Below are 26,070 nucleotides of genomic sequence, written 5' to 3' on the forward strand. Positions count from 1 at the left end.
ATGGTGAGGGGGGTCGAGCGGGACGGGCTGCCGAGCTGGCTGGAGCCGGTCAGGGACGCCGCGGAACGGGTGCTGCCCGAGCAGCTGAGCCGCTTCCTGCCACCGGACGACGGCGGCCGCGCGGCCGCCGTGCTGATGCTCTTCGGCGAGGGCGAGACCGGCCCGGACCTGCTGCTGATCGAACGGGCCCGCTCGCTGCGCTCGCACGCCGGCCAGCCCTCCTTCCCCGGCGGTGCGCTGGACCCGGAGGACGGCGACCCGGCCGGGCCCGGCCCGGTGGCGGCGGCGCTGCGCGAGGCCTGGGAGGAGACCGGCCTGGACCCGGACGGGGTGCAGGTGTTCGCGACGCTGCCCGCGCTCTACATCCCGGTCAGCCGGTTCGTGGTGACGCCGGTGCTCGGCTGGTGGCGCGAGGAGTCGCCGGTCCGGCCGGTGGACCTGGGGGAGACCGGCGCGGTGTTCCGGGTGCCGATCGACGAGCTGACCGATCCGGTGAACCGGGCCAGGCTGCGGCACCCGTCCGGCCACATGGGGCCGGCCTTCGCGGTCGGCGGCCGACTCGTCTGGGGCTTCACCGCCGGGGTGATCGACCGGGTGCTGCACCACAGCGGGCTGGAGCGGCCGTGGGACGCCTGCCGGATCGTCGAGCTCTCGGACGAGGCGCTGGACCTGGTGCAGGGCGACCGCGAGCGTTCCCGGGCGGTGCTCGGCCGCGAGGCCGGGGCGCAGTGAACCGGACGGCGGGCGGATTCGACCATCGCCCGCCCAGCGGGGTGGTCCGTCGTGGGAGGGTGTCCGGGTGAATGTCCTGGATGTGCTGTTGATCGCCGCCGCGATCGGATTCGCCGTGTCGGGCTACCGGCAGGGTTTCGTGGTCGGTGTGCTGTCGGTCCTCGGCTTCCTGGGCGGCGGGCTGCTCGCCGTCCAGCTGCTGCCGCTGCTGCTGGACCACCTCAGCCCCGGGACGACCGCCTCGGTGATCGCGGTGGTGGTGGTGATCGTGCTGGCGGCGATCGGCCAGGCGATCACCACCCACTTCGGCTGGAAGCTGCGCGGTCACATCGACCGCCGCCCGGCCCGCGCGCTGGACGCCGCCGGCGGCGCCGTGGTCAATGTGATCTCGATGCTGCTGGTGGCCTGGCTGATCGGCTCCGCGCTGGCCGGGACGTCCCTGCCGACCGTCTCCAAGCAGGTCCGCACCTCGGCGATCCTGGGCGGGGTCCAGGACACCCTGCCCTCCGACGCCCCGAACTGGTTCTCGGACTTCTCCAAGGTGCTCGCCCGCAACGGCTTCCCGCAGGTGTTCAACCCCTTCGAGCACGAGCCGATCACCCAGGTCGACATCCCCGATCCGACGCTGGCCGGCAGCCCCGCGGTGGCCAAGGCACGGCAGAGCCTGGTCAAGGTCGTGGGCACCGCCACCTCCTGCGGCAAGACCCTGGAGGGCAGCGGCTTCGTCTACGCCCCGCACCGGGTGATGACCAACGCCCACGTGGTCGGCGGGGTCAACGAGCCGACCGTGCAGATCGGCGGGGTCGGCCAGCTGTACGACGCGACGGTGGTCCGCTACGACTGGCAGCGCGACATCGCGATCCTCGACGTGCCGAAGCTGAACGCACCGGCCCTGACCTTCGCCGGCGAGGCGAAGACCAATGACAACGCGATCGTGGCGGGCTTCCCGGAGAACGGCGCCTTCAACGTCCAGCCGGCCCGTATCCGCGGCCGGATCCAGGCGAACGGACCGGACATCTACCACCGCGGCCAGGTGGTCCGCGACGTCTACTCGGTGCGCTCACTGGTGCGCCAGGGCAACAGCGGCGGGCCGCTGCTCACCCCGGACGGCCAGGTGTACGGGATGGTGTTCGCCAAGTCGCTGGACAGCGCGGACACCGGGTACGTGCTGACCGCGGCCGAGGTGCGCCAGGACGCCGAGCTGGGCAGCGTGGCCTCGGGCCGGGCGGACACCCAGGGCTGCGCGCTCTGACCCACCGGCCCGCCGCCGGGGCGACCTGTCGGGTCGGGGACGGCGGGCGGGCGGGTGAGGCCGGGGAGGGAGCCGGGGACGCGGGCCGGGGACGACGGGCCGGGGACGACGGGCCGATCAGGTGTCGCGGCGGAGCCGGGCACCCACCCAGCGGGCGCGCCGGCCGAGGATGCGCGGGATACCGAGCCGGTCCTGCGCCCCGCGGGGGTGGCCGTCCGTACCGTCGAAGCCGCCGTCGTACCCACTGTCGTAGCCGTTGTCGTAACTGCGGTCGTACCCGCGGTCGTGACCGCGGCTCTCCGCCCACTCGGAACGGTGGGCGGAACGCTGCGAGCTGTCGCTGTGCTGTCGGCCGCGCGGGGCGCTGCCGCGATCGGGCATCCAGGTCATACCGCAATGGATGCCCCTGGGCCGACAGGGGTAACCGCCCGTCCGGCCACCAACGTGGCCTATGCGCTTGTCATATGTGCGTCACCTGAAGGGAGTTGGGACCTCGGACCCTGTTCCCCCGATCGGGTTCCGGGACCTTCTGCCCGGTCCGGGGCCCCGCGCCGCCTCAGTCCTTGTGCCGGCCGATCCAGTCCAGCAGCTCGGCCGTGAACTGCTCCGGCGCCTCCTCGTGCGGGAAGTGCCCGATCCCCGGCATCAGGCGCCAGCGGTACGGCGCGGCCACGTACTCGCCGCCGCCCAGCGCGGTGTGCGACAGCAGCACCGGGTCCGCCGCCCCCTGGATGTGCAGGGTGGGCGCGGTGATCGGCTTCTTCATCCGGCGGGCGAACTGGATGCCGTCCGGCCGGGCCATCGAGCGCAGCAGCCAGCGGTACGGCTCGATCGAGCAGTGCGCGGTGCTGGGGATCCGGATCGCCTCCCGGTACGCGGCCACCGCCGCGCGGTCCAGCTGGTTGCGCCCGGTCCAGGCGTCCAGGTAGCGGCCGATCAGCGCGGCGTCGTCGGCGACCAGGCGGCGCTCCGGTATCCACGGCCGCTGGAAGCCCAGGATGTGCTCGAAGGCGGCCATCTGCCGCCGGTCGGTCAGCAGCGCCCGGCGGAGGTCCCGGGGGTGCGCGGCGGAGACCACGGTGAGGCTCTGGATCACCGAGGGCCGCATCACGGCCGCCACCCAGGACAGTGTGCCGCCGGAGGCGTGGCCGACCAGGTGCGCCCGGTTCTCGCCGAGGGAGCGGATCACCCCGGTGATGTCCAGCGCGAGGTTGCCCGGGTCGTAGCCGCGGGGGGTGCGGTCGCTGCCGCCGATGCCGCGCAGGTCCAGGGCGACGGCCCGGTAGCCGGCCTCGGCGAGTGCGGTCAGCTGGTGGCGCCAGGCCCACCAGTACTGCGGCCAGCCGTGGACCAGCAGGACCAGCGGGCCCTCGCCGAGTTCGGCGATGTGGAAGCGGGCGCCGTTGGCGGCGAGGTCGCGGTGGGTCCACGGTCCGGGCTGCCGGACGTCCCAGGGGGCCGGGGGCGTGCTCCGGGTGTCGCCGCCGCCACCGGGTGCGGTGCCGCTGCCGGCGGAGGCGGTGCCGCTGCCGGCGGAGGCGGTGCCGCTGTCGGCAGGGGTGGTGCCGCCCTCACCGGTGACGGTGCCGTCGTCACCGGTGACAGTGCCGTCGGAGGCGGTGTCGCCGGAACCGGCGGACGGCTGTGCGGGCACGGGCTTCTGGTCGAGCGACATACCGAGAGCGTGTCACATCCGCGCGCCGGACACGCGCCCGGCACTCGCACTCGGGCCGTTCGGGCCCGCCGAGCACCGGTCGCGTGTCCACGACCCCGGGGTCGGGCCTACTGGATGCGGCCCAGGGCGCGGTCGATCTCCTCCTTGGTGGCGGGACGCGGCCGCGCGTTCTTCAGGACGTCGGCGGTCTTCTGCGCGCCCTCGATGGTGCGGACCGGCTTCTCGATCTTCTTGAACGAACGCAGCGCCAGCAGGCCCAGCAGCACGGCCAGCAGCAGGTACGCGCCGGCCACGACCAGGAACGACCAGCCGAGCGAGAGGCCCAGCGCGTGGATGCCGAACGCCGCGGCGGCACTGAGCATCGGGACGGCGGCCAGGGCCACCACACCGGCGACGGCCAGCGAGACGCCGCCGGAGACACCGCGCTTGACGTCGGCGCGGATCTCGGCCTTGGCGAGCGCGATCTCGTCGTGGACCAGGGCGGACAGGTCGGCGGTGGCCGCGGCGAACAGCTGCCCCACCGAACGCTCGCCCTCATAGGGCGCCCGGCCGTTGCTGGACGGGTCTGCGGCTCCTGCGGGCATCAGCGGTTCTCCTCTTCGGCCGTGCGGCGAGTGACGCCGCCGCACGGTGCGGCTCCCCGGTGGTTCCGGGTACCGGGGCGGGCCCGGTGGCGTCGGTGGACTGTCGACAGTTCAGAATCATGCCCCTACCGGAGGAGCGGACACCACTCCGGGGGGCCCGGCGAGGGACGTGTTCCGGGCAGGTCCGGCCCGGACCCGGCTCGGGCCGGGCTCAACGCGGGTGCTGCGGGCCCTCGTCGGCCGGGTGCGCGCCCTGTTGCGGCTGGTCCGGCCGGCCCGCTTCGCCCGCTCGGCCCCGCTGTCCGGCCGTGCGTGCCTGCCAGGCCGGGTCGTCCAGTTGGTAGACGTCGGGGATGCCGTCGCCGTCGAGGTCGCGGTCCTCCTCCTCGCACAGCTCGCGGTAGTGCCGGTTGCGCAGCTTCAGCAGCACGGTGGCGATCAGCGCGCAGAGCAGCGACCCCACCAGGACGGCCGCCTTGGCCCGGTCGGCGAGGGCCGGGTCGTCGGGGAAGGCCAGTTCGCTGATCAGGAGCGAGACCGTGAAGCCGATGCCGGCCAGCACCGAGACTGCGAACATGTCCGCCCACTTGAGCTGCGGGTTCAGTTCGGCGCGGGTGAAGCGGGCGGCCAGGCGGGTGCCGCCGAAGATGCCCACGGTCTTGCCGACCAGCAGGCCGAGCACGATCCCGAGCGGGGCCGCCTGGGTGAACACCTCGCGCAGGGCCGGTCCGGAGATCGTCACCCCGGCGGCGAACAGCGCGAAGACCGGTACGGCGAACCCGGCCGAGATCGGGCGGACCAGGTGCTCGATGTGCTCGCCGGGGGAGGACTTCTCGTCGCCCTCCCGGTGGCAGCGGAGCATCAGACCCATCGCGACGCCCGCCACCGTGGCGTGCACGCCGCTCTCGTGCATCAGCGCCCAGATCACGAAGGCGAGCGGAACGAACAGGTACCAGCCGTGGACCCCGCGCCGGTGCAGGAACCAGAACAGCACCAGCCCGGCGAAGGCCAGCCCGAGCGCCCAGAACTTGATGCCGGAGCTGTAGAAGATCGCGATGATCAGGATCGCGATCAGGTCGTCCACCACCGCGAGGGTGAGCAGGAAGGCGCGCAGCGCGGAGGGGAGGTGGCTGCCGACCACGGCGAGCACGCCGAGCGCGAAGGCGATGTCGGTGGCGGTCGGGATGGCCCAGCCGTTCGGGTGCCCGCCGGGGCCGGCGTTGGCCACCGCGAACACGATCGCGGGCAGCGCGACGCCGCAGACGGCGGCTATGACGGGGAGGATCGCGGCGCTGGGGCTGCGCAGTTCGCCCGCCACGAACTCGCGCTTGAGCTCGATCCCGGCCACGAAGAAGAAGATCGTCAGCAGTCCGTCCTTCGCCCACGCGTCCAGACTGAGGTCCAGGTGGAGCGGGGTGGACGGGCCGACGGTGTAGTCCAGGACCGACTGGTAGGCGGCCGGCCAGACATTGGCCCAGATCAGTGCGACGACCGAGGCGAGGAGCAGCAGCACGCCGCCGACGGTCTCGGTGCGCAGCGCGTCCGTGATGAAGGTGCGCTCGGGAAGGGACAGCCTGCCGAGGAACTGGCGGCGTCGGGTCGTCGGCTCTTGGACGGGCGGCTGGCTGGCCACGCGCGGCCTCCTGGGGGCGGGGACGGGTGTACGGAGATGCACCGGTGGTGCATTGCCGACCAGACTTCCCGGCTCGCCCTGTGACGCGGATCTTGATGCGTCGTTGACAGTATAACGGGAACCGACAAGGCGACGTCCGGATTGTCATACTTCAGGACTTAAGCCTGGGTGGCCTGTTGTGCACCCGTCCGTACGGCCGACCGACACCCGAACGGAGTCGGCGGCGTGCAGACGGGTGAACGGCTCTCTATCGTCGGTCGCAGGGCCCGGCCGAGGTCGGAGCCCCGGACCGGGGGCTTTCCCCGGATCCCCCACCTTCGCGCTGTGGAGGCGCCGCCATGCCCAGACCGCCCCTCTTATCCTTCCGTTCGTATACGTCTCGCGGGTGCCGTTCGTCCTGCGGTTTCCGTTCGTCCTGCGCTTCTTGTGCGCCCTGCGTGCCGTGCACGTCCTGTGCGTCCCGCACGTCCTGCGTGCCTCGCACGTCCCGGTCCGGCGGTCGGAGCGCCGTCCGATGAACGCCCCGCTGTACGGCCCGCCCGACCCCGAACTCGACCGCCTGCTCCGCCCGCTGTTCCGCGCCGCCGCACCGGCCGGTGGCGCAGCCGTCGTGGTGATCCGCGGCGACGAGCGGACCGTCGCCTGCCGGGGCCACGCCGTCCGCTCCACCGAACGCCCGGTCCGCGCCGACACCCGCTTCGAACTCGGCTCCGTCACCAAGACGTTCACCGGCCTGCTGCTGGCCGAGATGGCCGCCCGGGGAGAGGTCGGCTACGACGATCCGATCGACCGCTACCTGCCCGCCGACGCGGCCCCCGGCTACCCGCAGGAGCGTCCGATCACCCTGCTTCACCTGGCCACCCACACCTCCGGCCTGCCCCGGCTGCCGGACGGGGTGCTGCCCGGACAGGTCCCGCGCTGGTTCACCCGTCCCTACGCCACGTTCGGACCGGCCCACCTGCTGCGGGCGCTGCCCCGGACGGCGGTGCGCGGCACGCCGGGCACCCAGGTCCGGTACTCCAACCTCGGCTGCGGGCTGCTCGGCCTGCTGCTGGCCAACGCGGCCGGGCAGCGGTACGACGATCTGCTCGCCGCCCGGGTCTGCGGGCCGCTCGGCCTGATGGACACCTCCTGCGGCCCCGGCCGGGAGGAGGACGCCGGATACCGGCGCGGGCGCAGGGTGCCGTCCTTCCGCTTGCCCGCCCTTCCGGCCGCCGCCGCGCTCCGTTCGACGGCGGACGACATGCTCCGCTACCTCCAGGCGCACCTCGCCCTGGACGCCGTTCCGCTCCCCGAGCGGGCCGACGCGGCGGTGCTGCGGACGGCGCTGAACGAGGTGCGGCGCCCACGCACCGACGGGCGACGCGGCGGGCCGCGGATCTGTCTGGGGTGGAACCAGCGCGCTCTTCCGGCGGGGGCGGCGGAACCGAGGACGGACGGGGTGGCGGGGACGTTCGGGCGGCCTGCGGCTGCCGGGGGACCGGTGGTGCCTGTTCCTGTGCCCGTACGTGCGCCTGTGCCTGCGGCTGTGGCTGCGGCTGCGGCGACCGACGGGCCGGGGCCGGTCGACGTCGGCGAAGTGGTCTACCACGTGGGTGCCGCCCGGCGGTCCACCGCCTTCGTCGGGTTCAGCCCCCGGGCCCAGGTGGGCCTGGCCGTGCTGGCCGGCGGGCAGCCGCTGCGCAGTCGTGCCCTGGTGCAGAGCGCGCACGAGACCCTGCGGGTCCTGATCGCCGAATTCGGCGGGAGCTGACCCCCGGAGTCGCTCGGACACAGCGGTGCCCCGGGCGGTAGCAACCGCCCGGGGCACCGTCGTGAGCGCTGCTCCGCGCCACGTTCAGGGCGTGGCGCGGAGCAGCGGTGCGAGGTCGGACCCTCCGGTCAGCCCTCGGAGCCGGCCGGCGGGAGCTGGGCCTGGATGAGGTTCATCACGGTGGAGTCGGCGAGGGTGGTGGTGTCACCGATCTCGCGCCCCTCGGCGATGTCGCGGAGCAGGCGGCGCATGATCTTGCCGGAGCGGGTCTTCGGCAGCTCGCCGACGACCTTGACCTGCTTGGGCTTGGCGATCGGGCCGAGGGTGCGGCCGACGTGCGCGCGCAGTTCCTCGACCAGCTCCGGGCTGTCGGTGGCGGTGCCGCGCAGGATGACGAAGGCGACGATCGCCTGGCCGGTGGTGGCGTCGGTGGCGCCGACGACCGCCGACTCGGCCACCGAGGGGTGGCCGACGAGGGCGGACTCGACCTCGGTGGTCGAGATGTTGTGGCCGGAGACCAGCATGACGTCGTCGACCCGGCCGAGCAGCCAGATGTCGCCGTCCTCGTCCTTCTTGGCGCCGTCGCCGGCGAAGTAGCGGCCCTCGAAGCGCGACCAGTAGGTGTCGATGTAGCGCTGGTCGTCGCCCCAGATGGTGCGCAGCATGGAGGGCCACGGCTCGGTGAGGACGAGGTAGCCGCCGGAGCCGTTGGCGACCTCGGTGCCGTTGTCGTCGACCACGGTGGCGGCGATGCCGGGCAGGGCGCGCTGGGCGGAGCCGGGCTTGGTCTCGGTGACGCCGGGCAGCGGGCTGATCATGATGGCGCCGGTCTCGGTCTGCCACCAGGTGTCGACGATCGGGGCGGTGGAGGCACCGATGTGGTCGCGGTACCAGATCCAGGCTTCGGGGTTGATCGGCTCGCCGACGCTGCCCAGCACCCGCAGGGAGGACAGGTCGAACTTGGCGGGGATGTCGTCGCCCCACTTCATGAAGGTGCGGATCGCGGTGGGCGCCGTGTACAGGATCGTGACGCCGTACTTCTGGACGATCTCCCAGAACCGGCCCTGGTGGGGGGTGTCGGGGGTGCCTTCGTAGATGACCTGGGTGGCGCCGTTGGAGAGCGGGCCGTAGACGATGTACGAGTGCCCGGTGACCCAGCCGATGTCGGCGGTGCACCAGTAGACGTCGGTCTCCGGCTTGAGGTCGAAGACGGCGTTGTGGGTGTAGCTGGCCTGGGTGAGGTAGCCGCCGGTGGTGTGCAGGATGCCCTTGGGCTTCCCGGTGGTGCCGGAGGTGTAGAGGATGAACAGCGGGTGCTCGGCGTCGTGCGCCTCGGGGGTGTGCTCGGTGGACTGGCGGGCGGTGAGCTCGTGCCACCAGACGTCGCGGCCCTCGGTCCAGGCGGTGTCCTGGCCGGTGCGGCGCACGACGAGGACGTGCTCGACGCCGTCGGCCTTGGTGAGTGCCTCGTCGATGGCGGGCTTGAGGGCGGAGGGCTTGCCGCGCCGGTAGCCGCCGTCGGAGGTGATGACGAGCTTGGCGCGGGCGTCCTGGATGCGGGAGGCGACGGCGTCGGCCGAGAAGCCGCCGAAGACGACGGAGTGCGTGGCGCCGATGCGGGCGCAGGCGAGCATCGAGACGACGGCCTCGGGGATCATCGGCAGGTAGATGGCGACGCGGTCGCCCTTGCCGACGCCGAGTTCGAGCAGGGCGTTGGCGGCCTGGGAGACCTCGTCCTTGAGCTGGGCGTAGGTGATGGCGCGGCCGTCGCCGGGCTCGCCCTCGAAGTGGATGGCGACGCGGTCGCCGTGGCCGGCCTCGACGTGGCGGTCCACGCAGTTGTAGGCGATGTTGAGTTTGCCGTCGGCGAACCACTTCGCGAAGGGCGGGTTGGACCAGTCGAGCGTCTGCGTGGGCTCGACGGCCCAGGTGAGGCGGCGGGCCTGCTCGGCCCAGAAGCCGAGGCGGTCCTCGGATGCCTGGGCGTACGCGGCCGCAGTGACGTTGGCGGCTGCGGCGAGCTCTGCCGGCGGGGCGAAACGCCGCTCCTCCTTGAGCAGGTTGGCCAGGCTCTCGTTGCTCAACGCGCACTCCTCATGAGTCATGATCGGGGTCGTTTCCCGTGCGTGGGGATTGTCCCGTGTGTCCCAGCGCACAGCTCACCAGGCGAAGAGGTCAGTTGACAAGAGGCTCTGGCTAATTGGTGTAGACCTTTGATCGCTCGTCGAACGGCCGCCCGAGGTCGGAGGCGTCTCGGGCGGCCCGAGGAGGTGGGCCCGCGTCCTTGGCCCGCCCGGCTGGACGCGGGCCCGGCTCTCAGGCGGCCAGGCCGGGGCCTCCGCCGTCCCTGGCCGGATCCGCGGCGACGGTACCGGTGGTCGGAACCTGTTCGAATTCATTCACTCGTTCGGGCGTGTCGTGCTCCCCGCGCGGGGTGGACGGCAGTGTTGCGGGGGTGGACGCGGCTGTGGCTGCAGCTGCTGCGGAAACGGATACGGCTGCGGATGCGGGCATGTATGCGGGCATGGGCGGGGGTGCGGGCGTGCATGCGGTGACGGAGGTCGGTGCCACCGCCTCGACCGGGCCGAACCGGCCGCTCTCCGGGTCGAGCACATAGGCCTGCGCGGTGGCGAAGTCGAAGTACATGCCGACCAGCCGCAGGCTGCCCTCGGTGACCCGCCGCTCCACGGCCGGGTTGGCCATCAGCTGGTCCAGTTGCTGGACGACATTGGTGACGCAGAGCTGCTCCGTCACATCGACCACCGGGCGGTCGGTGAACTCCGCCGGGACCCGGCGCAGCCGGTCCAGCGAGCCCCGGCCGTTGCGCAGCCAGCGGGCCAGCGGAGTGGGCTGGCCGGGCTGCTCGTGCACCCCGTCCAGCAGGGCCTTCATCGCCCCGCAGCCCGAGTGCCCGCAGACGGTGATCGACCGCACCTCCAGCACCTCGACCGCGTACTGCACCGCCGCCGCCACCGAGTCGTCGGCCGCGCCCGGCTCGTGCGGCGCCGGCACCAGGTTGCCGACATTGCGCACGGTGAAGAGGTCGCCGGGACCGCTGTTGGTGATCATGCTGGTGACCATCCGGGAGTCGGCGCAGGTCAGGAACAGCTGGGAGGGCGTCTGCCCCTCCCTGGCGAGCCGGGCCAGCTCGGGCCGGACCAGCGGGGCGGTGTGCAGTTGGAACACCCGCACCCCGTCGAGCAGCCGGACGTGCGGGTCCTCCTGCTGTTCGATGCAGTGGTGGCCGACCCAGGGCGTCCAGGCGCGGCAGCGGTGCGGGCCGGGGGAGCTGCCGGTGCGGACGGTGCCGTCCGGGTCGAGCACCTCGTCGTCCTGGCGGCGGGTCACCATCGACACCCGACCGCCGCCCGCCTGATGAGCGGTGCGCCAGCTGTGCAGCGTCTCGTAGGCGGCGTGGTCCAGGAAGGAGCCGTCGTGCACGACGGCGACCTCGGCGCCGGCCGGCACACCGGCGAGTGCCCGGCTCAGCCGGGGCACGGCGGCGAAGGTCAGCGGGCCGTGCGTCTCCACGGTGAGCGTGCCGTCGGGGCCGGCCAGCACGTCCACGTGCGCGCGGGTCAGCCGGTAGAGCGCGAGCAGCACGGCCGTCGCGGCGCCCAGCGCCACGCCCGGCAGCACGCCGAACAGCACCACCGAGACCACGGTGACCAGGTAGACCGGGAACTCCCGGTGCCGGTGGACCTTCCGGATGTGCGCGAAGCTCACCATCTGCAGGCCGACGACCAGCACCAGGGCGGCGAGCGCGGCGAGCGGGATCCGGCGCAGCCCGCCGGTGAGAGCCAGCGCGGCCGCCAGCACCCACACCCCGTGCAGGACCGAGGACCAGCGGCTGCGTGCCCCGGCCCGGACGTTGGCGGTGCTGCGTACCGCGCCGCCGGCGATCGGCAGTCCGCCGACCAGCCCGCTGACCATGTTGGCCAGCCCCTGGCCTCGCAGCTCGCGGTCGAGGTCCCCGGTGCGGTGCGACATCCGGTCGACCGCGACGGCGGAGAGCAGTGATTCGACGCTCGCCACGGCGGTGACGGTGAGCACGGAGGCGAGGACGGCGAGGGGCGGGCCGTGCGGCAGGTCGGGGACGAGGTCGTGCGGCTGCCAGGCGGGCAGGTCGACCCGGGCGAGCCGCAGGTCCAGCGCGACCGCGAGCGTGGTGGCGGCGGCGACGGCGGCCAGCGGGCCGGGGACCTTGGTCAGCCGGGTGCCGAACTCGCCGTAGCGGCCGGGGAGTCGGCCCAGTCGGGGCCAGCCGAGCAGCGCCGCGGCGGTGACCGTGCCGACGATCAGGGCGGACGGGTGCGGGGCCGCCAACTGGCTCGGCAGGGCGAGCAGATTGGCCAGGGCCGAGCTCTGCGGGGAGCCGCCGAGGACGACGTGCAACTGCGCGATCGCGATGGCGAGGCCGACGCCGGCCAGCATGCCGTGCACGATGGCGGGCGAGACGGCCAGTGCCGTCCGGGCCACCCGCCTTACTCCCAGGAGGAGTTGGAGCAGGCCGGCGGCGAGGGTGATGGCGCAGGTGGCCTGCCAGCCGTACTGGGTGATGAGCCCGGCCGTGATCACGGTGAGGGCGGCCGAGGGACCGCTGACCTGCAGCGGAGTGCCGCCGAACAGTCCGACCACGATTCCGCCGACGGCCGCGGCGGCGAGGCCCGCGGTGAGCGGGGCGCCGGTGGCCAGGGCGATGCCGAGGGAGAACGGCACGGCGATGAGGAAGACCACCAGGGAGGCCGAGAGGTCCTGCGCCCAGGAGGCGCGGGGACGTCGACCCGGCGGGGCGTGGTCGGTGGTGTCGGAGGCGATGGGTGCGCTGGAGATGTCGAGGGTCATGGGTCTTCCCGTCTGTCCGGGGGAACGAACGCAGTCAGGTCCGGCGGTGAGTCCGGTCATGGGCTCGGTGGAGCGGATCGGCTGTCGTGGGTCGCGACGGTGTGGCGGGATGGTGCGGACGGGCCGGGAGTGCGGGTGTCACCGGCCGGGCCTTGGACCATCGGGGGCCCCGGCGGTCACTCGGCGGGGCGCTGGGAGGAGCCAGGCCACGGCGAGGAGCACCGGAACGGATGCGGAACATCAAGACTCGGTAAACCGAGGGTAATGAGAGCTTTGCACAGCGTCATCCGGAGTGACAGGCAATATCCGCCCGATTCACCCCATTGGGTGGTGGTCGAACAGAAGGGAATCTGCTGGTGACGGCGCTGCGGCCGGGGCTGCGGCGGTGCTGCGGGCCGGATCCGGGGCGGGGCGTGGTGGATGTGCGAGGGCCGCGGCCCCGTTTCCGGGACCGCGGCCGTGGGCGCTGCGCGAGGGGTGCGGGGGGAGTGTGCTCCGCGCCGGTGCTGCGTGGTGCCGCTCCGGTCAGACGGCCGCGCCGGCCGCCGCGGGTTCGTCGCCGAGCACGAAGTCCGGGTCGACCTGGGTGGCGAGGTCGATGCCGACCTTGGCGTTCGCCCAGCTCTCGGCGTTGCGCACGTGGAAGAGGACGGCCTGCTCGGTGTAGCGGCGCGGATCCCGCAGGTCGTACGCGGCGTCCGCCGCCGTCCTCAGCTCGTCCAGTACCGAGCGATTGGCGGCTTCGAGGGCGCGCAGCGGCGGCTGCGCGCCCTGCTCCAGTCGGCGCACCCAGTCGGAGTGCCCGAAGGAGGTCAGCAGGTCCTCGCCGACCTCCCGGCGGAGGAAGTCCAGGTCGTCCTGGCTCTGCACCTTGTTGCCGACCACCCGCAGCCGGACGCCGAAGTCCTGCGCGTAGTCCCGGTACTGGCGGTACACCGAGATGCCCTTGCGGGTGGGCTCGGCCACCAGGAAGGTGAGGTCGAAGCGGGTGAACAGGCCCGAGGCGAAGGAGTCGGAGCCGGCGGTCATGTCGGTCACCACGTACTCGTCCCGGCCGTCGACCAGGTGGTTCAGCAGCAGCTCGACCGCGCCGACCTTGGAGTGGTAGCAGGCGACGCCGAGGTCCTCCTCGGTGAACGCGCCTGTCGCCAGGAGCCGGACCGAGCCCTCGTCGAGCGCGATCGGGCGGGCGCAGGCCGCGTAGACCGGGTTCTCCTCGACGATCCGGAGCAGCCGCGAACCGCGCCCCGGCGGGGTGGTCTTGATCATCTCCTCGGCGGAGCGGATCAGCGGGTTGCCGCCGCGCAGGTACTCCTTGATGGCGGGCAGATGGGCCCCGAGCGAGGGCAGGGCGGCGGACTGGCCGTCCGTCAGCCCGAGGGCCGGGCCGAGGTGCTGGTTGATGTCGGCGTCGACGGCGAGGACCGGGCGGCCCGCGGCGGCCAGGTGGCGGATGAACAGTGCGGACAGCGTGGTCTTGCCGCTGCCGCCCTTGCCGACGAAGGCGATCTTCATCTTGGGACTCCGGCTCTCGCTCCAGGACCCGCCGCGCCCGCGGTCCGCGCCGCGACGAGGTCGACGATCTTCCGAGTTGGAAATCGTTATCGTCTTCGACAGTCATGCTATCCGGGGTTTCGGGCCGTTTGCGGGAGGGAAGTGAGGATTGCCTCGAACGGGTGATGCGTGGTTGCTGTTCCGGCAGGGGCCTCCTGGTCATTACTCTCGGGTAGGTGAGCACTGGAACAGATCCCCTCGCCCCGCTGGCCCAGCTCCCCGGGGTGCCCGACGCGGTGGCCGAGGTGCGCAAGGCCGTCGACCGCCTCTACGGCCACCGGGTGATGCGCCGCCGCGCGGCCGAGGTCACCTCCGAGTCGGCCCTGCGCGGCGCCCGCGCCTCCGCGGCGCTGGCGGGCTCGGACTGGTCGCTGGAGGAGGTCCGCCGTCGCAGCGACTTCGGCGCCGACCCCGAGACCCGGACGGTGGGCGCCGCCCTGCGGATCTCCGCCGAGGCGGGGCAGCTGCTGAGCATCTGGCGGCACTCGCCGCTCCAGGTGCTGGCCCGGCTGCACCTGCTGGCGGTCGGCGACACCGACCCCGTGGCGGGCCGGCCGAGGCAGGCCGGGGAGGGCGTCGAGGACCTCTTCCCGCTGGAGCTGAAGCCGGCCGAGGGGGTCGCGGCGGACGCGGCCCCGTCCGCCGGGCCGGCCGCTCCGGAGGGGCCCGTGCCGGCCCTGCCGGCAGCGCCCGGCCCGGAGGAGGTCGCCGCCCGGCTGGACCAGCTGTCCCGGCTGCTGGTGGCCCGCGCCGAGGGCCAGGGGGTCGGGACGCCCGCCCTGGTGGTCTCCTCGATCGTGCAGGGCGAACTGCTGGCGCTGCGGCCGTTCGGCTCGTACAACGGCCTGATCGCCCGCGCCGCCGCGCGGATCGTGCTGATCGCGGAGGGACTCGACCCGAAGTCGATCTGCCCGGCCGAGGTGGGGCTCGTGGAGCTGGGGACGGACGCCTACCGGCGCGCGCTGGCCGGCTACCTGGCGGGGACGCCGGAGGGGCTGGCGGCCTGGATCGGCCACTGCGGGCGGGCGCTGCGGCTCGGGGTCCGGGAGAGTACGGCGGTCTGCGAGGCGATGCAGCGCGGCATGGTCTGAGCGGGCCCGGTGGGGGCGGGTCCCGGTGCGGTGCGCGAACGGGCCGCAGGCCGCTCCCGGGCGGGCCCCACGGCCCCCGCGGGCTCCGGACGGACCTCGGGCCGGCTCCGGACGCAAGGATGCGGCGGCACCTGATCCTGCCGGGTGCCGCCGCTGGCACAGATGCCGGGTGACCATGCATGCACCGGAAAGTGCCGATCAGACGGGGATCCTGCCCGTTCGTCTGGTGCGGCGGCCCGACAGCGGGTCGGCTGCATGTGGGTGCTCGGTTATCTGTGCACACGGTCCGTGGGGCCTGAACTGCGTTGTCGGTTTGACCTCTTAGGTCCTGACCGGGTCTCGCGGGCCGTGATTCCTTTGTATCGCGTTTCGGGTGAAAGGGGAACCCGAAATGAGAAGTCTTCGACTTTTGCCCGTTTTGTCCAAGGGGTGCCGGGTCGGTGCCGCCTCGGTCGGGGGCTCCGCCGGATCAGACCGGGGGGTGGCGGCGCCGACGGGTCGCGTACCAGACGGCGCCGGCGGTCAGGAGTGCCGCGCCGACCGCCACCGCCGTCAGCACCGAGCGGCTCGGCGCCGAGAACTCCGGGAGCCGCCGCCGGAGTTCCACCGGCCGGTCGAAGACCAGTACCGGCCACTCCCGCGCGAGTGCCTCCTTGCGCAGCGCCCGGTCGGGGTTGACCGCCGACGGGTGGCCGACGGCCTCCAGCAGGGGCAGGTCCGTCGACGAGTCGCTGTAGGCGTAGCACTCGGCCAGGTCGTAGCCCTCGACCGCGGCCAACTCCCGGATGGCGGCGGCCTTGTTCTCGGCGTAGGCGTAGTACTCGATCTCGCCGGTGTAGCAGCCGTCCTCGATCTGCAGCCGGGTGGCGATCACGTGGTCCGCGCCGAGCAGCGCGCCGATCGGCTCGACCACCTCGGAGCCGGAGCTGCTGACGATGACCACGTCCCGGCCGGCCGCGTGGTGCTGCTCGATGAGCGAGGCGGCCTCGTCGTAGATGATCGGATCGATCAGGTTGTGCAGGGTCTCGGCGACGATCTCGCGGACCTGCTGCACGTTCCAGCCCCGGGTCAGCGCGGAGAGGTACTGCCGCATCTTCTCCATCTGGTCGTGGTCCGCGCCGCCCACCAGAAAGACGAACTGGGCGTACGCACTTCGCAGGACGGCCCGACGGTTGATCAGGCCGCCCTGGTAGAACGGACGGCTGAACGCCAGGGCGCTCGACTTGGCGATGATCGTCTTGTCCAGGTCGAAGAAGGCCGCGGTCCGCGGGCCGGCCGGGCGCGGGCGCACGGCCGCCGTGCGGGTCGCGGACGGGCCGGAACCGGCCGCTCCGGGCCGTGCGGCGGTCACGGCCGTCCCCTCGGACCCGTCGGACCCCGGGGCCCCTCCGGTTCCGGCAGCGGCTGCGGCGGTGGAGTCCGGGGACTCGTCGGCGTACTCGTCGGCGTTCTCGGTGGTGTCCACGGGAACCGAGGATAGAGGGCTCCGCAAAACTGCCCGCCATTCGGCGTACTCGTGGGCGTGCGGGTTTGTGTTTCTGGCCGCTCGGGTACACCATGGAAGTCACGGATCGTTCGCGACCGTGCTAACCCGGTCCGGCTCCTCCCCCCCGAGTCGGGCCGTGGATAGACGACCCCCGCTCTCCCCCCCGGCGGGGGTCGTCGCACGTCCGGAGCCATTTTCGCGGCTCGGACGGCCGGCCCGGCGGATCCGCCGGTTGATCCGGGCGATCTCTACAGGGGGTGTCGGCCCGCCCGACTGTCTCGACGTTTTCGTCACTCTCCGTAGAGCTTTGGTCATGTCCAGCTCCGGAGTCGCCACCCCCGGAATGAGGATCGGACCTGCTCCGGGGAGCACGTGGTGCGTGCGTCGCTATCCCGCTCCGCCAGGTATGGCGGTTCATCTCCGTGAGCCCGATTAGTCAATTCTTTGTCCAATAGCCCCCCGTCCGGGTGAACGTTTTCCTCCACAGCCCCCGAGTTGTCCACAGGGAATCGGAACCCGGAGGACGGAATCGGGATCACCGTCCAACGTGATGCCCGGCAGCGGTTGCCGGGCCCGGTCCCTCGGGCCCTCGGCCGACTGCCGGACCTTTCGTAGGTGTGCCCGGCCGCTGTGCGCGGCCGGGCACCGGGACAGGGGAGCCGCCATGTCGAAGCCCATCACCGACCACGCCGCCACCGGAGGGCCCGAGCCCGCCCGGCCGCTCGTTCTCACCGGGGACGACGCCCTGGCCGAGCACCTGCTGCGGATCTGCGCGGCGGCCGGCACCGAGCCGAGGCTGATCCGGGGCGCGCCGCCGCGCGAGTTCTGGGAGGAGGCCTCGCTGGTCCTGGTCGGCGACGACCGGGCCGGGCACTGCGCCGCGATGCCCCGCAGACCGGGGGTGCTCCTGCTCGGGCTGGACCTCGACGACGCGGGCGTCTGGGTCAGGGCCGTCCAACTCGGCGCGGAGCACGTGCTGTTCCTTCCGGACGCGGAGACCTGGCTGCTCGACCGGATCGCCGACGCCGTCGAGGGCGTCGGGCCGCCCGCCCGCACCGTCGCCGTCCTCGGCGGCCGGGGCGGCGCGGGTGCCTCCACCCTGGCCTGCGCGCTCGCGGTCACCGCCGCGCGCCGGGGCCTGCGCACCGTCCTGGTCGACGGCGACCCGCTCGGCGGCGGGCTCGACATCCTGCTCGGCGGCGAGACGGCTGCGGGCCTGCGCTGGCCGGACCTCGCCGGCTCCCGGGGCAGGGTCAGCGGCGCCGAGCTGGCCAGGGCGCTGCCCGCGCTCAAGCGGCTCGGCACGCTGGCCTGCCTGTCCTGGGACCGCGGCGACACCCCGGCGGTGCCGCCCGAGGCCATGCGCAGCGTCCTCGCCGCCGCGCGCCGGGGCGGCGGCCTGGTGGTGGTCGACGTGCCCCGGCGGTTGGACCCGGCGGCCGGGCAGGCGCTGGAGCAGGCCGACACGGCACTGCTGGTGGTGCCCGCCGAGCTGCGGGCGGTGGCGGCCGCCGACCGGGTGGCCGCGTCCGTGCGGATGCGGCTCGACGACGTGCGGGTGGTGGTGCGTCCGCCGGGGCCGTTCGGGCTCCCCGCGCACCGGATCGCCCGGGGGCTGCGGATGCAGCTCGCCGGGGTGCTGGATCCGGAGCCGGGCCTGACCGTCGACCTCGAACAGGGGGTGCCGCCCGGCATCCGCGAGGGCGGGCCGCTCGCCAGGTTCTGCGGGGCCTTCCTCGACGAGGTGCTGCCGACGGTGCCGGCGGTCGAGGGGGGCGTGTACTGATGGTGCGACTGCGGAGGGCGGGCGGTGCCGGGGATCCCGACGCGGGCCGGCCGGGCGTCGGCGGGGCCGGTGGAGCGGCTCCGGCGGGCGGGTACCGGTCGGCGTACGGGGGTGACGGTCCGGGCGAGCGACGGGTGCTGCGGGGCCTGCCCGGCCCCGGGAGCGGCCCGGCGGCCCGACCGGGGCCGGAACCGAACCCCTACGGGCGGACGGCGCGGGAGGAGCGCGCCGCCGCGCTGGTGGACGCCGTCCGCCTGCGGCTGGCCGAGTCCGGGGCCGTGCCGACCGCCGGTTCGGTGGCGAGCGCCCTGCGGGCGGCCCGGCCGCCGCTCGGCGGCGACGACGTCCTCGACACCGTGCGCTCGCTGTGCGCCGAACTGGTGGGCGCGGGCCCGCTGGAGCGGCTGCTGGCGGCGCCCGATGTCACGGACGTCCTGGTCAACGGGCCGGACGAGATCTGGTTCGACCGGGGCGGCGGCCTGCGCCGGGCCACCGGCGTCCGGTTCGCCGACGCCGAGGCGGTGCGGCGGCTGGCCCACCGCCTCGCCACGGCGGCCGGGCGGCGGCTCGACGACGCGCGGCCCTGGGTGGACGCCCGCCTGCCGGACGGCACCCGATTGCACGCCGTCCTGCCGCCGATCGCCGCCGGATGCACCCACATCTCACTGCGGGTGTGCCGCTCCCGGCCCTTCACCGTCGACGAGTTGGTGGCGGGCGGGGCACTCCCGCCGCGCGGCGGCGAGCTGCTGGCGGCCGTCGTGCGGGCCCGGCTCTCGCTGCTGGTGAGCGGGGGCACCGGCACCGGGAAGACCACGCTCCTCGCGGCGTTGCTCGGCCTGGTCGGTCCGGAGGAGCGGATCGTCGTCGCCGAGGACTCCGCCGAGCTCCTGCCCGACCACCCGCACGTGGTGCGGCTCCAGGCCAGGCCGCCCAATCAGGAGGGGCTGGGCGAGCTGACCCTGCGGGACCTCGTCCGCCAGGCGCTGCGGATGCGCCCGGACCGGCTGGTGATCGGCGAGGTGCGCGGAGCCGAAGTGGCCGACCTGCTGGCCGCCCTCAACACCGGCCACGAGGGCGGCACGGGGACGGTCCACGCCAACACGGCGGCGGACGTGCCGGTCCGGCTGGAGGCGCTCGGCTCGCTGGCCGGGATGGACCGGCCGGCCCTGCACAGCCAGCTCCGGGCGGCCCTCGACCTGGTGGTGCACCTGGTTCGGGAACCGGGCACCGGGAGGCGCCGGGTCGCCGAGATCCACACCCTGGGCGGCGACCGGCACGGGCTGGCCGTCACCACGCCCGCCGTGACGTTCACGGCGGACGGCGGCACGGTGGAGGGGCCCGGCTGGAGCAGGCTCGGTCGGCTGCTCGCCGCACGTGGGGTCGTCCTCGCGGACGGGCCGCCGTGACGGCGGGCCCGGCGGAGGGGGCGTTCCTGCTGATGCTCTGCGGCTGCGCGGTGGGTGCGTTGCTGCTCCTCGGGCCGGGGAGCGGGTGGAGGGACCGACGGCGGACGGCCGGTGGTCGCGGTCGGTGTCGGTGTCGTGGTCGGCCTGTCGGTCGGTGCGGTGGTCGGTGCGGTGGTCGGTGTGGTGATCGGGACGAGGAGGGAGGCAAGGGCCTTGGAGCTGTACGGGATTGTGCTGGGGTGTTGGCTGGTGCTGGCCGTTGTCGCGGTGGCGGGCTGGTGCCGGCTTCAGCGGCAGTTGGCGGGCGGTCGTCGGGTCGGCGCGGTGCTGACCGGGGTCGCGGGCGACTCCGGCGGGATCGGGATCGGGAGCGGCGGCGTGGGCCACGCGGTGGCGCGACCGGCGGCAGTGGTCGCCCGGTGGTCGGGCGGTCCCCGGCGGACTGTTCGGCGGGCTCCGGAACTGCTGCTCCTGTCCGGTGGGTTGGCGGTGGGGTGGGCGACGGCGTCGCCCGTCCCGGTGCTGGCGGCGCTCCTGGCCGTCCTGCCGGCCCGCAGGTGGCGGTCGCGGCGTGCCGCGGCGGCCGAGGCGCGGTACCGGTCGGCCGCCGTGGTGGAGCTGTGTGCCGGACTGGCGGGCGAGTTGCGCGGCGGGGCGACACCCGAGCAGGCGCTCCACCTGGTGACCACGAGGATCGCGGCCGATCGGGCGGTGATGGAGCGGATCGGCCCCGAGGCGGTCGCCCGGCTCGCGGCCGGCCGGTACGGGGCGGACGTCCCTGCGGCGTTCCGGCTGCTCGCCGAACGGCCGGGCGGGAGCGGCGCGGCGGCGGTGGCGGCCTGTTGGGAGGTCGCCTCCGCCGGTGGTTCGGGTCTGGCGGCCGGGCTGGACGGAGTGGCCGAGGCGCTGCGCGTCGAGCGGGCGCTGGCGGAGGAGATCGCCGCCGAACTCGCGGCGCCGCGCACCACGATCGCGGTCCTGGCGGCCCTGCCGCTGGCGGGGTTGCTGCTCGGTGCGGCACTCGGAGCCCGGCCGCTGGAGGTCCTGCTCCACACGCCCGCCGGGCTGGCCTCCCTGGCGGTGGGCGCGGCCCTGGAGGGGCTGGGCCTGGTCTGGACGGCCCGCATCGTTCGCGCGGCCGCCGACGGTGGGCCGGTGGCCGACCCGGGCCATGAGTCCGGCCACGAGCCCGGCCACGAGCCCGGCAGTGAGTCGGGCAGCGAGTGGGGCCGTGAGTCGGGCCGGGCGCCGGACAGGAGCGGCGTCGACGGGCCCGAGGAGTGGCGCTGCGGGATCACCCGCACCCGGGCTCGCACCCGGTCCGGCCCCACGCGGCCGAGCGGGGCGTTCCGGCGGGAGGTGCCGCCGTGGTGACCCGGGTGCTGGGCCGGGCCTGCGTGGTGGCGCCGGAGCCCGTGACGGTCCGCGAGGACGGCCGCAGGGGCGGGCGCGCAGGAGGGAGTCGGGCAGGAGGAGGGACACGGATGGAGTGGGCGGCCGAGCGCGCGGCGCCGTTGGTGTGCGCTGCGGTGGTGCTGGCGGGAGCGACGGCCGGGGGCCGGGCTCGGCGCCGGTGGCGGGCGCGTCGCAGGGCGGCCGCCCTGCTGGGTGAGGAGGAGCGGTCGCGTCGGGGGCGGGCCGGTGGCAGGACGTCGCGGCGCCGGCCGGCGGCACGGGGGAGTCCGCTCCTGCCGGGGCGGGTCCGCCGGGCGGCGACGGCCCTGGGCGCCGGGCTCGGAGCGGCGGTCTTCCTCGGCGGTACGGCGGGTCTGGTGGTGGGCGGACTGCTGGCGGCCGGGTTGCACCGGTGGCTGCCCCGGGCGAGGTCACCGGCGGAGCGGCGGGCCGAACTGGACGAGGCACGACTGCTGCGGCAGTTGCCGCTCACCGCCGAACTTCTGGCGGCCTGCCTCGGTTCGGCCGCCTCGCCGGCGGCGGCCGTCGCGGCGGTGGGCGGGAGCGTCGGTGCCCCGATGGGGCCCCGGCTGCTGTCCACGGCGGCCGAACTCGCACTGGGAGCACCCCCGGAGCTCTGCTGGCACCGGCTCGGGGAGGAGTACCCGCCGTTGGCGCCGCTGGCCCGTTGCCTGGTCCGGACGAGCCTGAGCGGAGCCCCGGCGGCCACGGCGCTCGCCGGACTGGCGAGCGGCCAGCGGGCAGAGGCCGTCCGGGCGGCGCACGCCCGGGTCAGGCGGGCGGGAGTGCTCGCCACGGCCCCGCTCGGGCTGTGCTTCCTCCCGGCGTTCGTCCTGATCGGTGTCGTCCCGGTGGTGGTGGGGCTCACCACACGGTTTTCGCAGTCGATGTGACGCATCGACCGGTGCCGGGCGGTCCGTGCCGGGCGGTCGGTGCGGGGCTCTCTTGTCGGATTCGAAGCTTCGAAGCAAGGAGGAAACCCATGAACCTGGAGATCGGTCCCGCGGTGGTGGCGGGCACGGGGAGGGGGACGACGGGCGTGAGCCTGGGGCGCCCGCCCGGAAGGCCGGTGGTCCGGAGCCGGCACGCGGCCCGGTTCCTGGTCCGGCTCGTGGTTCGACGTGCGATGCGGCGTCGGGGCCGGATCGGGCTCGGCGGTCCGGACGCGGGAATGACCACGTCGGAGTACGCGGTCGGCACGCTCGGGGCGTGTGCCGTGGCGGCCGCGCTCTACAAGGTGGCGACCAGTGCGGCGGTGATGGAGGCGCTGCACGCCGCCCTGGACCGGGCGCTCCATGCGACCTGACCTGTCGTCGGGGCCGTCCCCGGGGCAGCGGCCGCCGGTCCGGCGGAGGGGGCGACGGCGTGGCGACGCCGGGTTCGTCACCGCCGAGACCGCCGTCGCACTGCCGGCACTGGTGCTGCTGGCCGCGCTGCTGGTCTGGGCCGTCCTCGCGGCAGCCGCCCAACTCCGCTGTGTCGACGCGGCACGAGAGGGAGCCAGGGCGGCCGCGCGAGGGGAGGCCGATGCCGTCGGGGTGGCGCGGGCGGCCGCGCCACCCGGGGCGGCGGTCCTGGTCGACCTGGCGCCCGACACCGTCCGGGTCACCGTGGACGCGCCGTACGGGGCACCGGGGCGGTTCGCGGAGGTGCTCGCGGTGCGGGTGGGCGCCACGGCGGTCGCGGCCAGGGAGGACACCCTGAAAGGAGCTGAGGGGGGTGGTGGTCCGTGGCCGGGGTGAGGTCCCGCGGGCGGCGGTCGGACACCGGCTCGGCGACGGTCTGGCTGCTGGCGGGTGTGCTGCTCGGCGGTGCGGCGTTCACCGCCGCGCTCTCCTTGGGCGTGGTGGTCGGGGCCCGCCACCGCGCGGAGTCCGCCGCGGACCTCGCCGCGCTGGCGGCGGCCGATCGGCTGCTGGTGGACGCGGACGGAGGCTGCGCCCGGGCGAGGGCCGTGGCGGCGGCGCAGGCGGCCGCCGTGGTCTCCTGCGCGGCGGACCTCCCGGCGGACGCCGTGGAGGTGGTGGCCGAGGTACCGGTCACGGGGCTGCCGGTGCGGTTGCCGGTCGGTCCCGCCAGGGCCCGGGCCCGCGCCGGACCGCTCCGGGCCGCGGTCCCGCCGACGGACGAGGACGCGCGGGCCGCCCTGGGCGAGGCCGGTCCGGCCGGAGGCGGCCCGTGAGTGCCCGGGCGGGCAGCCGTCCGGTCAGTCGGTGGGACCGTCGGCTTCGTCGGTCTCCTCCGCCGCCCCGGGCGTCCCGGCGGCTTCCGGGCCCACCTCCGCCACTTCCGCCGCCCCCGTGCTCCCCGCGTCCGCCGCCGTCTCCGTGTCCCCCTCGCCCCCGGAGGCCTCGGGAGCACCGGCGAGCAGGACGTCCAGCAGCCGGACGGCGGCCGCCTTGTCGAGCGGGTCGTTCCCGTTGCCGCACTTGGGCGACTGGACGCAGGACGGGCAGCCGCGCTCGCACTCGCAGGCGGCGATCGCCTCCCGGGTGGCGGTCAGCCACTGCGTGGCCCGCCGGAAGCCGCGTTCGGCGAAGCCGGCCCCGCCGGGGTGGCCGTCGTAGACGAACACGGTGGGCAGCCCGGTGTCGGGGTGCAGCGGTACCGAGACACCGCCGATGTCCCAGCGGTCGCAGGTGGCGAACAGCGGGAGCAGGCCGATCGAGGCGTGCTCGGCGGCATGGGCGGCGCCGGGCAGTCGGTCGGGCGGGATGTCCGCGTCGAGCAGCTGGTCCTCGGTGACGGACCACCAGACGGCCCGGGTGCGCAGGGTGCGGGGCGGCAGGTCGAGCTTGCTCTCGCCCATGATCTCCCCGGTGGAGATCCGCTTGCGGAGGTAGCCGACCACCTGGTTGACCACCTCCACCGAGCCGAAGCAGAGCCGGCCCTCGCCCCAGTCCACGGTGGTGTCGGTGGAGAGGACGGAGATGGAGGTGATGTCCCTGGCGGAGGTCGTGTAGGGCGGGTCGGCGGGCTCGACCAGGGCGACGGAGTTCTCCAGGTCGAAGTCCCGGACGAGGTAGGTCCGGCCCCGGTGGAGGTGGACGGCCCCGGTGTGCACGGTGGTGTGGGCGGCGGAGGCGTCCACGGTGCCGAGCAGTCGGCCGGTCGGCGCCTCGACGATCTGCACCGGGCTGCCGCCGCTGCCCCGCAGGTCGACGGCGTCGGCGGCCCGCTCGCGGCGGGTCCAGTACCAGGCCTCGCCACGTCGGCGAAGCAGCCCGCGACGCTCCAGCACCGGCAGCAGCGGAGCCGCCGAGGGGCCGAACAGCTCCAGGTCGCTGTCGGTGAGCGGCAGCTCGGCGGCGGCGGCGCACAGGTGCGGGGCGAGTACGTGCGGGTTGTCCGGGTCGAGCACGGTGGCCTCCACCGGGGTGGCGAACAGCGCTTCCGGGTGGTGCACCAGGTAGGTGTCCAGCGGGTCGTCCCGGGCGATCAGGACGGCGAGCGCGCCCTGGGCCTCCCGGCCGGCCCGGCCGGCCTGCTGCCAGAGCGAGGCCCGGGTACCCGGGTACCCGGCCATCAGGACGGCGTCCAGACCGGAGATGTCGACCCCGAGTTCGAGGGCGGAGGTGGAGGCGAGGCCGAGCAGCCGGCCGGAGTGCAGTTCGCGCTCCAGGGTCCGGCGCTCGTCGGCGAGGTAGCCGCTGCGGTAGGCGGCGACCCGGTCGGCGAGCGGGCGGCCCAACTGGTCCTGGGTCTGGAGCGCGACGAGTTCGGCGGCCCGCCGGGAGCGGACGAAGACGACGGTGCGGGTCTCCCGTTCGACCAGGTCGGTCAGCAGGTGGGCGGCCTCGGCGGTGGCGGTCCGGCGGACCGGCGCACCCTGCTCGCCGACGTTCTCGGTGAGGGGCGGTTCCCACAGCCCGAAGACCATCGGGCCGCGCGGGGAGGCGTCGTCGGTGACCGCGGCGGCGGGCAGACCGGTCAGCCGGCGGGCGGTGACGGCCGGGTCGGCGGTGGTGGCCGAGGCGAGCAGGAAGACGGGGGAGGAGCCGTAGCGGGCACAGATCCGCCGCAGTCGGCGCAGTACCTGGGCCACGTGCGAGCCGAACACGCCGCGGTAGCTGTGGCACTCGTCGACCACGACGTAGCGGAGCGTCTTGAGGAAGGAGGACCAGCGGGCGTGCGCGGGCAGGATGCCCCGGTGCAGCATGTCCGGATTGGTGAGGACGTAGGAGGCGTACTGGCGGACCCACTCGCGTTCCTCGGGCGGGGTGTCGCCGTCGTAGAGGGCGGCCCGGACGCGGGGCGGGGCGAGTTCCGCGGCCCGGCGGCGCTGGTCGGCGGCGAGTGCCTTGGTGGGGGCGAGGTAGAGCGCGGTCGCGCCCCGGCCGTTGCGTGCCTCGGTGCCGTCCAGCAGGTCGGACAGCACCGGCGCCAGGTATCCGAGCGACTTGCCCGAGGCGGTCCCTGTGGCGATCACCACAGATTGACCGGATTTGGCCAGATTCATTGCCTCCGCCTGGTGGGCCCAGGGCTGCTGGACGCCCATGTCCTGGGCGGCCGAGGCGATCTCGGGCCGGATCCAGTCGGGCCACGGCGCATAACGGGCGGGCCGGGCGGGAAGGTGCTCCGTATGGGTGAGCCGGTCCGACCGCCCCCGGGCGGTGGACAGGGTCATGAGCAGTGCCTCGGGCAGGCTGTGACGCGGCGGCATGAGGACCCAGTGTGTCACCGGCGTGACGGAGAATCGTCCTAAGCCATCGTGCGGTCATGGTCGCAGGTGGTTGAATGTGGCCGTGACGGCCGTACGGCCGGGGGTCGCAGCGCCGAGGCTTGCCACGCATTCGCTGGGTGTGCCCGGGGTTCGCGACCATGCGGTGACGGCCGTCCGGCCGAGGATCGCAATGA

The 26,070-nt window shown here is 74.4% G+C and carries 20 protein-coding genes; 11 read left to right on the plus strand and 9 right to left on the minus strand.

Annotated features, from left to right (window positions below; genetic code table 11):
* Entirely contained in the window at nt 1–732 is a 732-nt protein-coding gene (locus OG715_RS23535; RefSeq protein WP_266270839.1) for an NUDIX hydrolase, read from the plus strand.
* 67 nt (nt 733–799) lie between these two features.
* Entirely contained in the window at nt 800–1,984 is a 1,185-nt protein-coding gene (locus OG715_RS23540; protein WP_266270840.1) for a MarP family serine protease, read from the plus strand.
* Nucleotides 1,985–2,101: 117 nt separating this feature from the next.
* On the opposite strand, the gene OG715_RS23545 is transcribed toward OG715_RS23540, so the two are convergent.
* The 4 genes from OG715_RS23545 to nhaA all read right to left on the minus strand — a co-directional run bounded on the left by OG715_RS23545 (nt 2,102) and on the right by nhaA (nt 5,876).
* The gene (locus OG715_RS23545; RefSeq protein ID WP_266270841.1) at nt 2,102–2,374 is read right to left on the minus strand and encodes a hypothetical protein; all 273 of its coding nucleotides are present in this window, start codon (nt 2,372–2,374) and stop codon (nt 2,102–2,104) included.
* Between the two features lie 166 nt (nt 2,375–2,540).
* A complete protein-coding gene (locus OG715_RS23550; protein ID WP_266270842.1) occupies nt 2,541–3,659 on the minus strand; it encodes an alpha/beta fold hydrolase in 1,119 nt (372 codons plus the stop codon).
* Nucleotides 3,660–3,766: 107 nt separating this feature from the next.
* A complete protein-coding gene (locus OG715_RS23555) occupies nt 3,767–4,243 on the minus strand; it encodes a phage holin family protein (RefSeq protein ID WP_266270843.1) in 477 nt (158 codons plus the stop codon).
* A 211-nt stretch (nt 4,244–4,454) separates the two neighbouring features.
* Complete coding sequence (nhaA, locus tag OG715_RS23560; protein WP_266270844.1) at nt 4,455–5,876, minus strand: Na+/H+ antiporter NhaA; 1,422 nt, start codon at nt 5,874–5,876, stop codon at nt 4,455–4,457.
* A gap of 385 nt (nt 5,877–6,261) precedes the next feature.
* Here nhaA and OG715_RS23565 point away from each other — a divergent pair, with 385 nt between their 5' ends.
* Complete coding sequence (locus OG715_RS23565) at nt 6,262–7,629, plus strand: serine hydrolase domain-containing protein (RefSeq protein WP_266270845.1); 1,368 nt, start codon at nt 6,262–6,264, stop codon at nt 7,627–7,629.
* Between the two features lie 128 nt (nt 7,630–7,757).
* Here the strand turns inward: OG715_RS23565 and acs are convergent, their stop codons facing one another.
* From acs to OG715_RS23580, 3 genes are all read right to left on the minus strand, one after another.
* On the minus strand, nt 7,758–9,734 hold the full coding sequence (acs, locus tag OG715_RS23570) for an acetate--CoA ligase (RefSeq protein WP_266270846.1): 1,977 nt from the start codon (nt 9,732–9,734) through the stop codon (nt 7,758–7,760).
* 211 nt (nt 9,735–9,945) lie between these two features.
* Nucleotides 9,946–12,474, minus strand: coding sequence for a SulP family inorganic anion transporter (locus tag OG715_RS23575; protein ID WP_266270847.1), 2,529 nt, complete (start codon nt 12,472–12,474; stop codon nt 9,946–9,948).
* A 525-nt stretch (nt 12,475–12,999) separates the two neighbouring features.
* On the minus strand, nt 13,000–13,989 hold the full coding sequence (locus OG715_RS23580; protein WP_266270848.1) for an ATP-binding protein: 990 nt from the start codon (nt 13,987–13,989) through the stop codon (nt 13,000–13,002).
* 215 nt (nt 13,990–14,204) lie between these two features.
* On the opposite strand from OG715_RS23580, the gene OG715_RS23585 reads away from it, so the two are divergent.
* The gene (locus OG715_RS23585) at nt 14,205–15,119 is read left to right on the plus strand and encodes an oxidoreductase (protein ID WP_266270849.1); all 915 of its coding nucleotides are present in this window, start codon (nt 14,205–14,207) and stop codon (nt 15,117–15,119) included.
* A gap of 469 nt (nt 15,120–15,588) precedes the next feature.
* Here the strand turns inward: OG715_RS23585 and OG715_RS23590 are convergent, their stop codons facing one another.
* Nucleotides 15,589–16,410, minus strand: a complete 822-nt coding sequence (locus OG715_RS23590) for an HAD family hydrolase (RefSeq protein ID WP_323182179.1) — start codon at nt 16,408–16,410, stop codon at nt 15,589–15,591.
* 859 nt (nt 16,411–17,269) lie between these two features.
* Between OG715_RS23590 and ssd the strand changes: the two genes are divergently transcribed.
* The 7 genes from ssd to OG715_RS23625 all read left to right on the plus strand — a co-directional run bounded on the left by ssd (nt 17,270) and on the right by OG715_RS23625 (nt 23,395).
* On the plus strand, nt 17,270–18,391 hold the full coding sequence (gene ssd, locus OG715_RS23595) for a septum site-determining protein Ssd (protein ID WP_266270851.1): 1,122 nt from the start codon (nt 17,270–17,272) through the stop codon (nt 18,389–18,391).
* Nucleotides 18,391–19,797: a TadA family conjugal transfer-associated ATPase gene (locus OG715_RS23600; protein WP_266270852.1), complete on the plus strand. Its 1,407-nt coding sequence runs from the start codon at nt 18,391–18,393 to the stop codon at nt 19,795–19,797. Before ssd ends, OG715_RS23600 begins: the two co-directional genes overlap by 1 nt.
* Before the next feature lie 111 nt (nt 19,798–19,908).
* Entirely contained in the window at nt 19,909–21,171 is a 1,263-nt protein-coding gene (locus OG715_RS23605; RefSeq protein ID WP_266270853.1) for a type II secretion system F family protein, read from the plus strand.
* A gap of 110 nt (nt 21,172–21,281) precedes the next feature.
* Nucleotides 21,282–22,106, plus strand: coding sequence for a type II secretion system F family protein (locus OG715_RS23610; RefSeq protein WP_266270854.1), 825 nt, complete (start codon nt 21,282–21,284; stop codon nt 22,104–22,106).
* Nucleotides 22,107–22,339: 233 nt separating this feature from the next.
* Nucleotides 22,340–22,519 (plus strand): DUF4244 domain-containing protein, encoded by a 180-nt coding sequence (locus OG715_RS23615; RefSeq protein WP_266271799.1) that lies wholly within the window; start codon nt 22,340–22,342, stop codon nt 22,517–22,519.
* The gene (locus OG715_RS23620; protein WP_266270855.1) at nt 22,509–22,955 is read left to right on the plus strand and encodes a TadE family type IV pilus minor pilin; all 447 of its coding nucleotides are present in this window, start codon (nt 22,509–22,511) and stop codon (nt 22,953–22,955) included. Before OG715_RS23615 ends, OG715_RS23620 begins: the two co-directional genes overlap by 11 nt.
* The gene (locus OG715_RS23625) at nt 22,943–23,395 is read left to right on the plus strand and encodes an Rv3654c family TadE-like protein (RefSeq protein ID WP_266270856.1); all 453 of its coding nucleotides are present in this window, start codon (nt 22,943–22,945) and stop codon (nt 23,393–23,395) included. The genes OG715_RS23620 and OG715_RS23625 overlap by 13 nt, the downstream gene beginning before the upstream one ends.
* A 24-nt stretch (nt 23,396–23,419) precedes the next feature.
* Here OG715_RS23625 and OG715_RS23630 read toward each other — a convergent pair whose 3' ends face one another.
* On the minus strand, nt 23,420–25,876 hold the full coding sequence (locus tag OG715_RS23630; protein ID WP_266270857.1) for a DEAD/DEAH box helicase: 2,457 nt from the start codon (nt 25,874–25,876) through the stop codon (nt 23,420–23,422).
* Nucleotides 25,877–26,070 lie beyond the last annotated feature (194 nt).

Origin of the sequence: Kitasatospora purpeofusca, assembly GCF_036010405.1 — a bacterium.
In the GTDB taxonomy this organism is placed as follows: domain Bacteria; phylum Actinomycetota; class Actinomycetes; order Streptomycetales; family Streptomycetaceae; genus Kitasatospora; species Kitasatospora purpeofusca.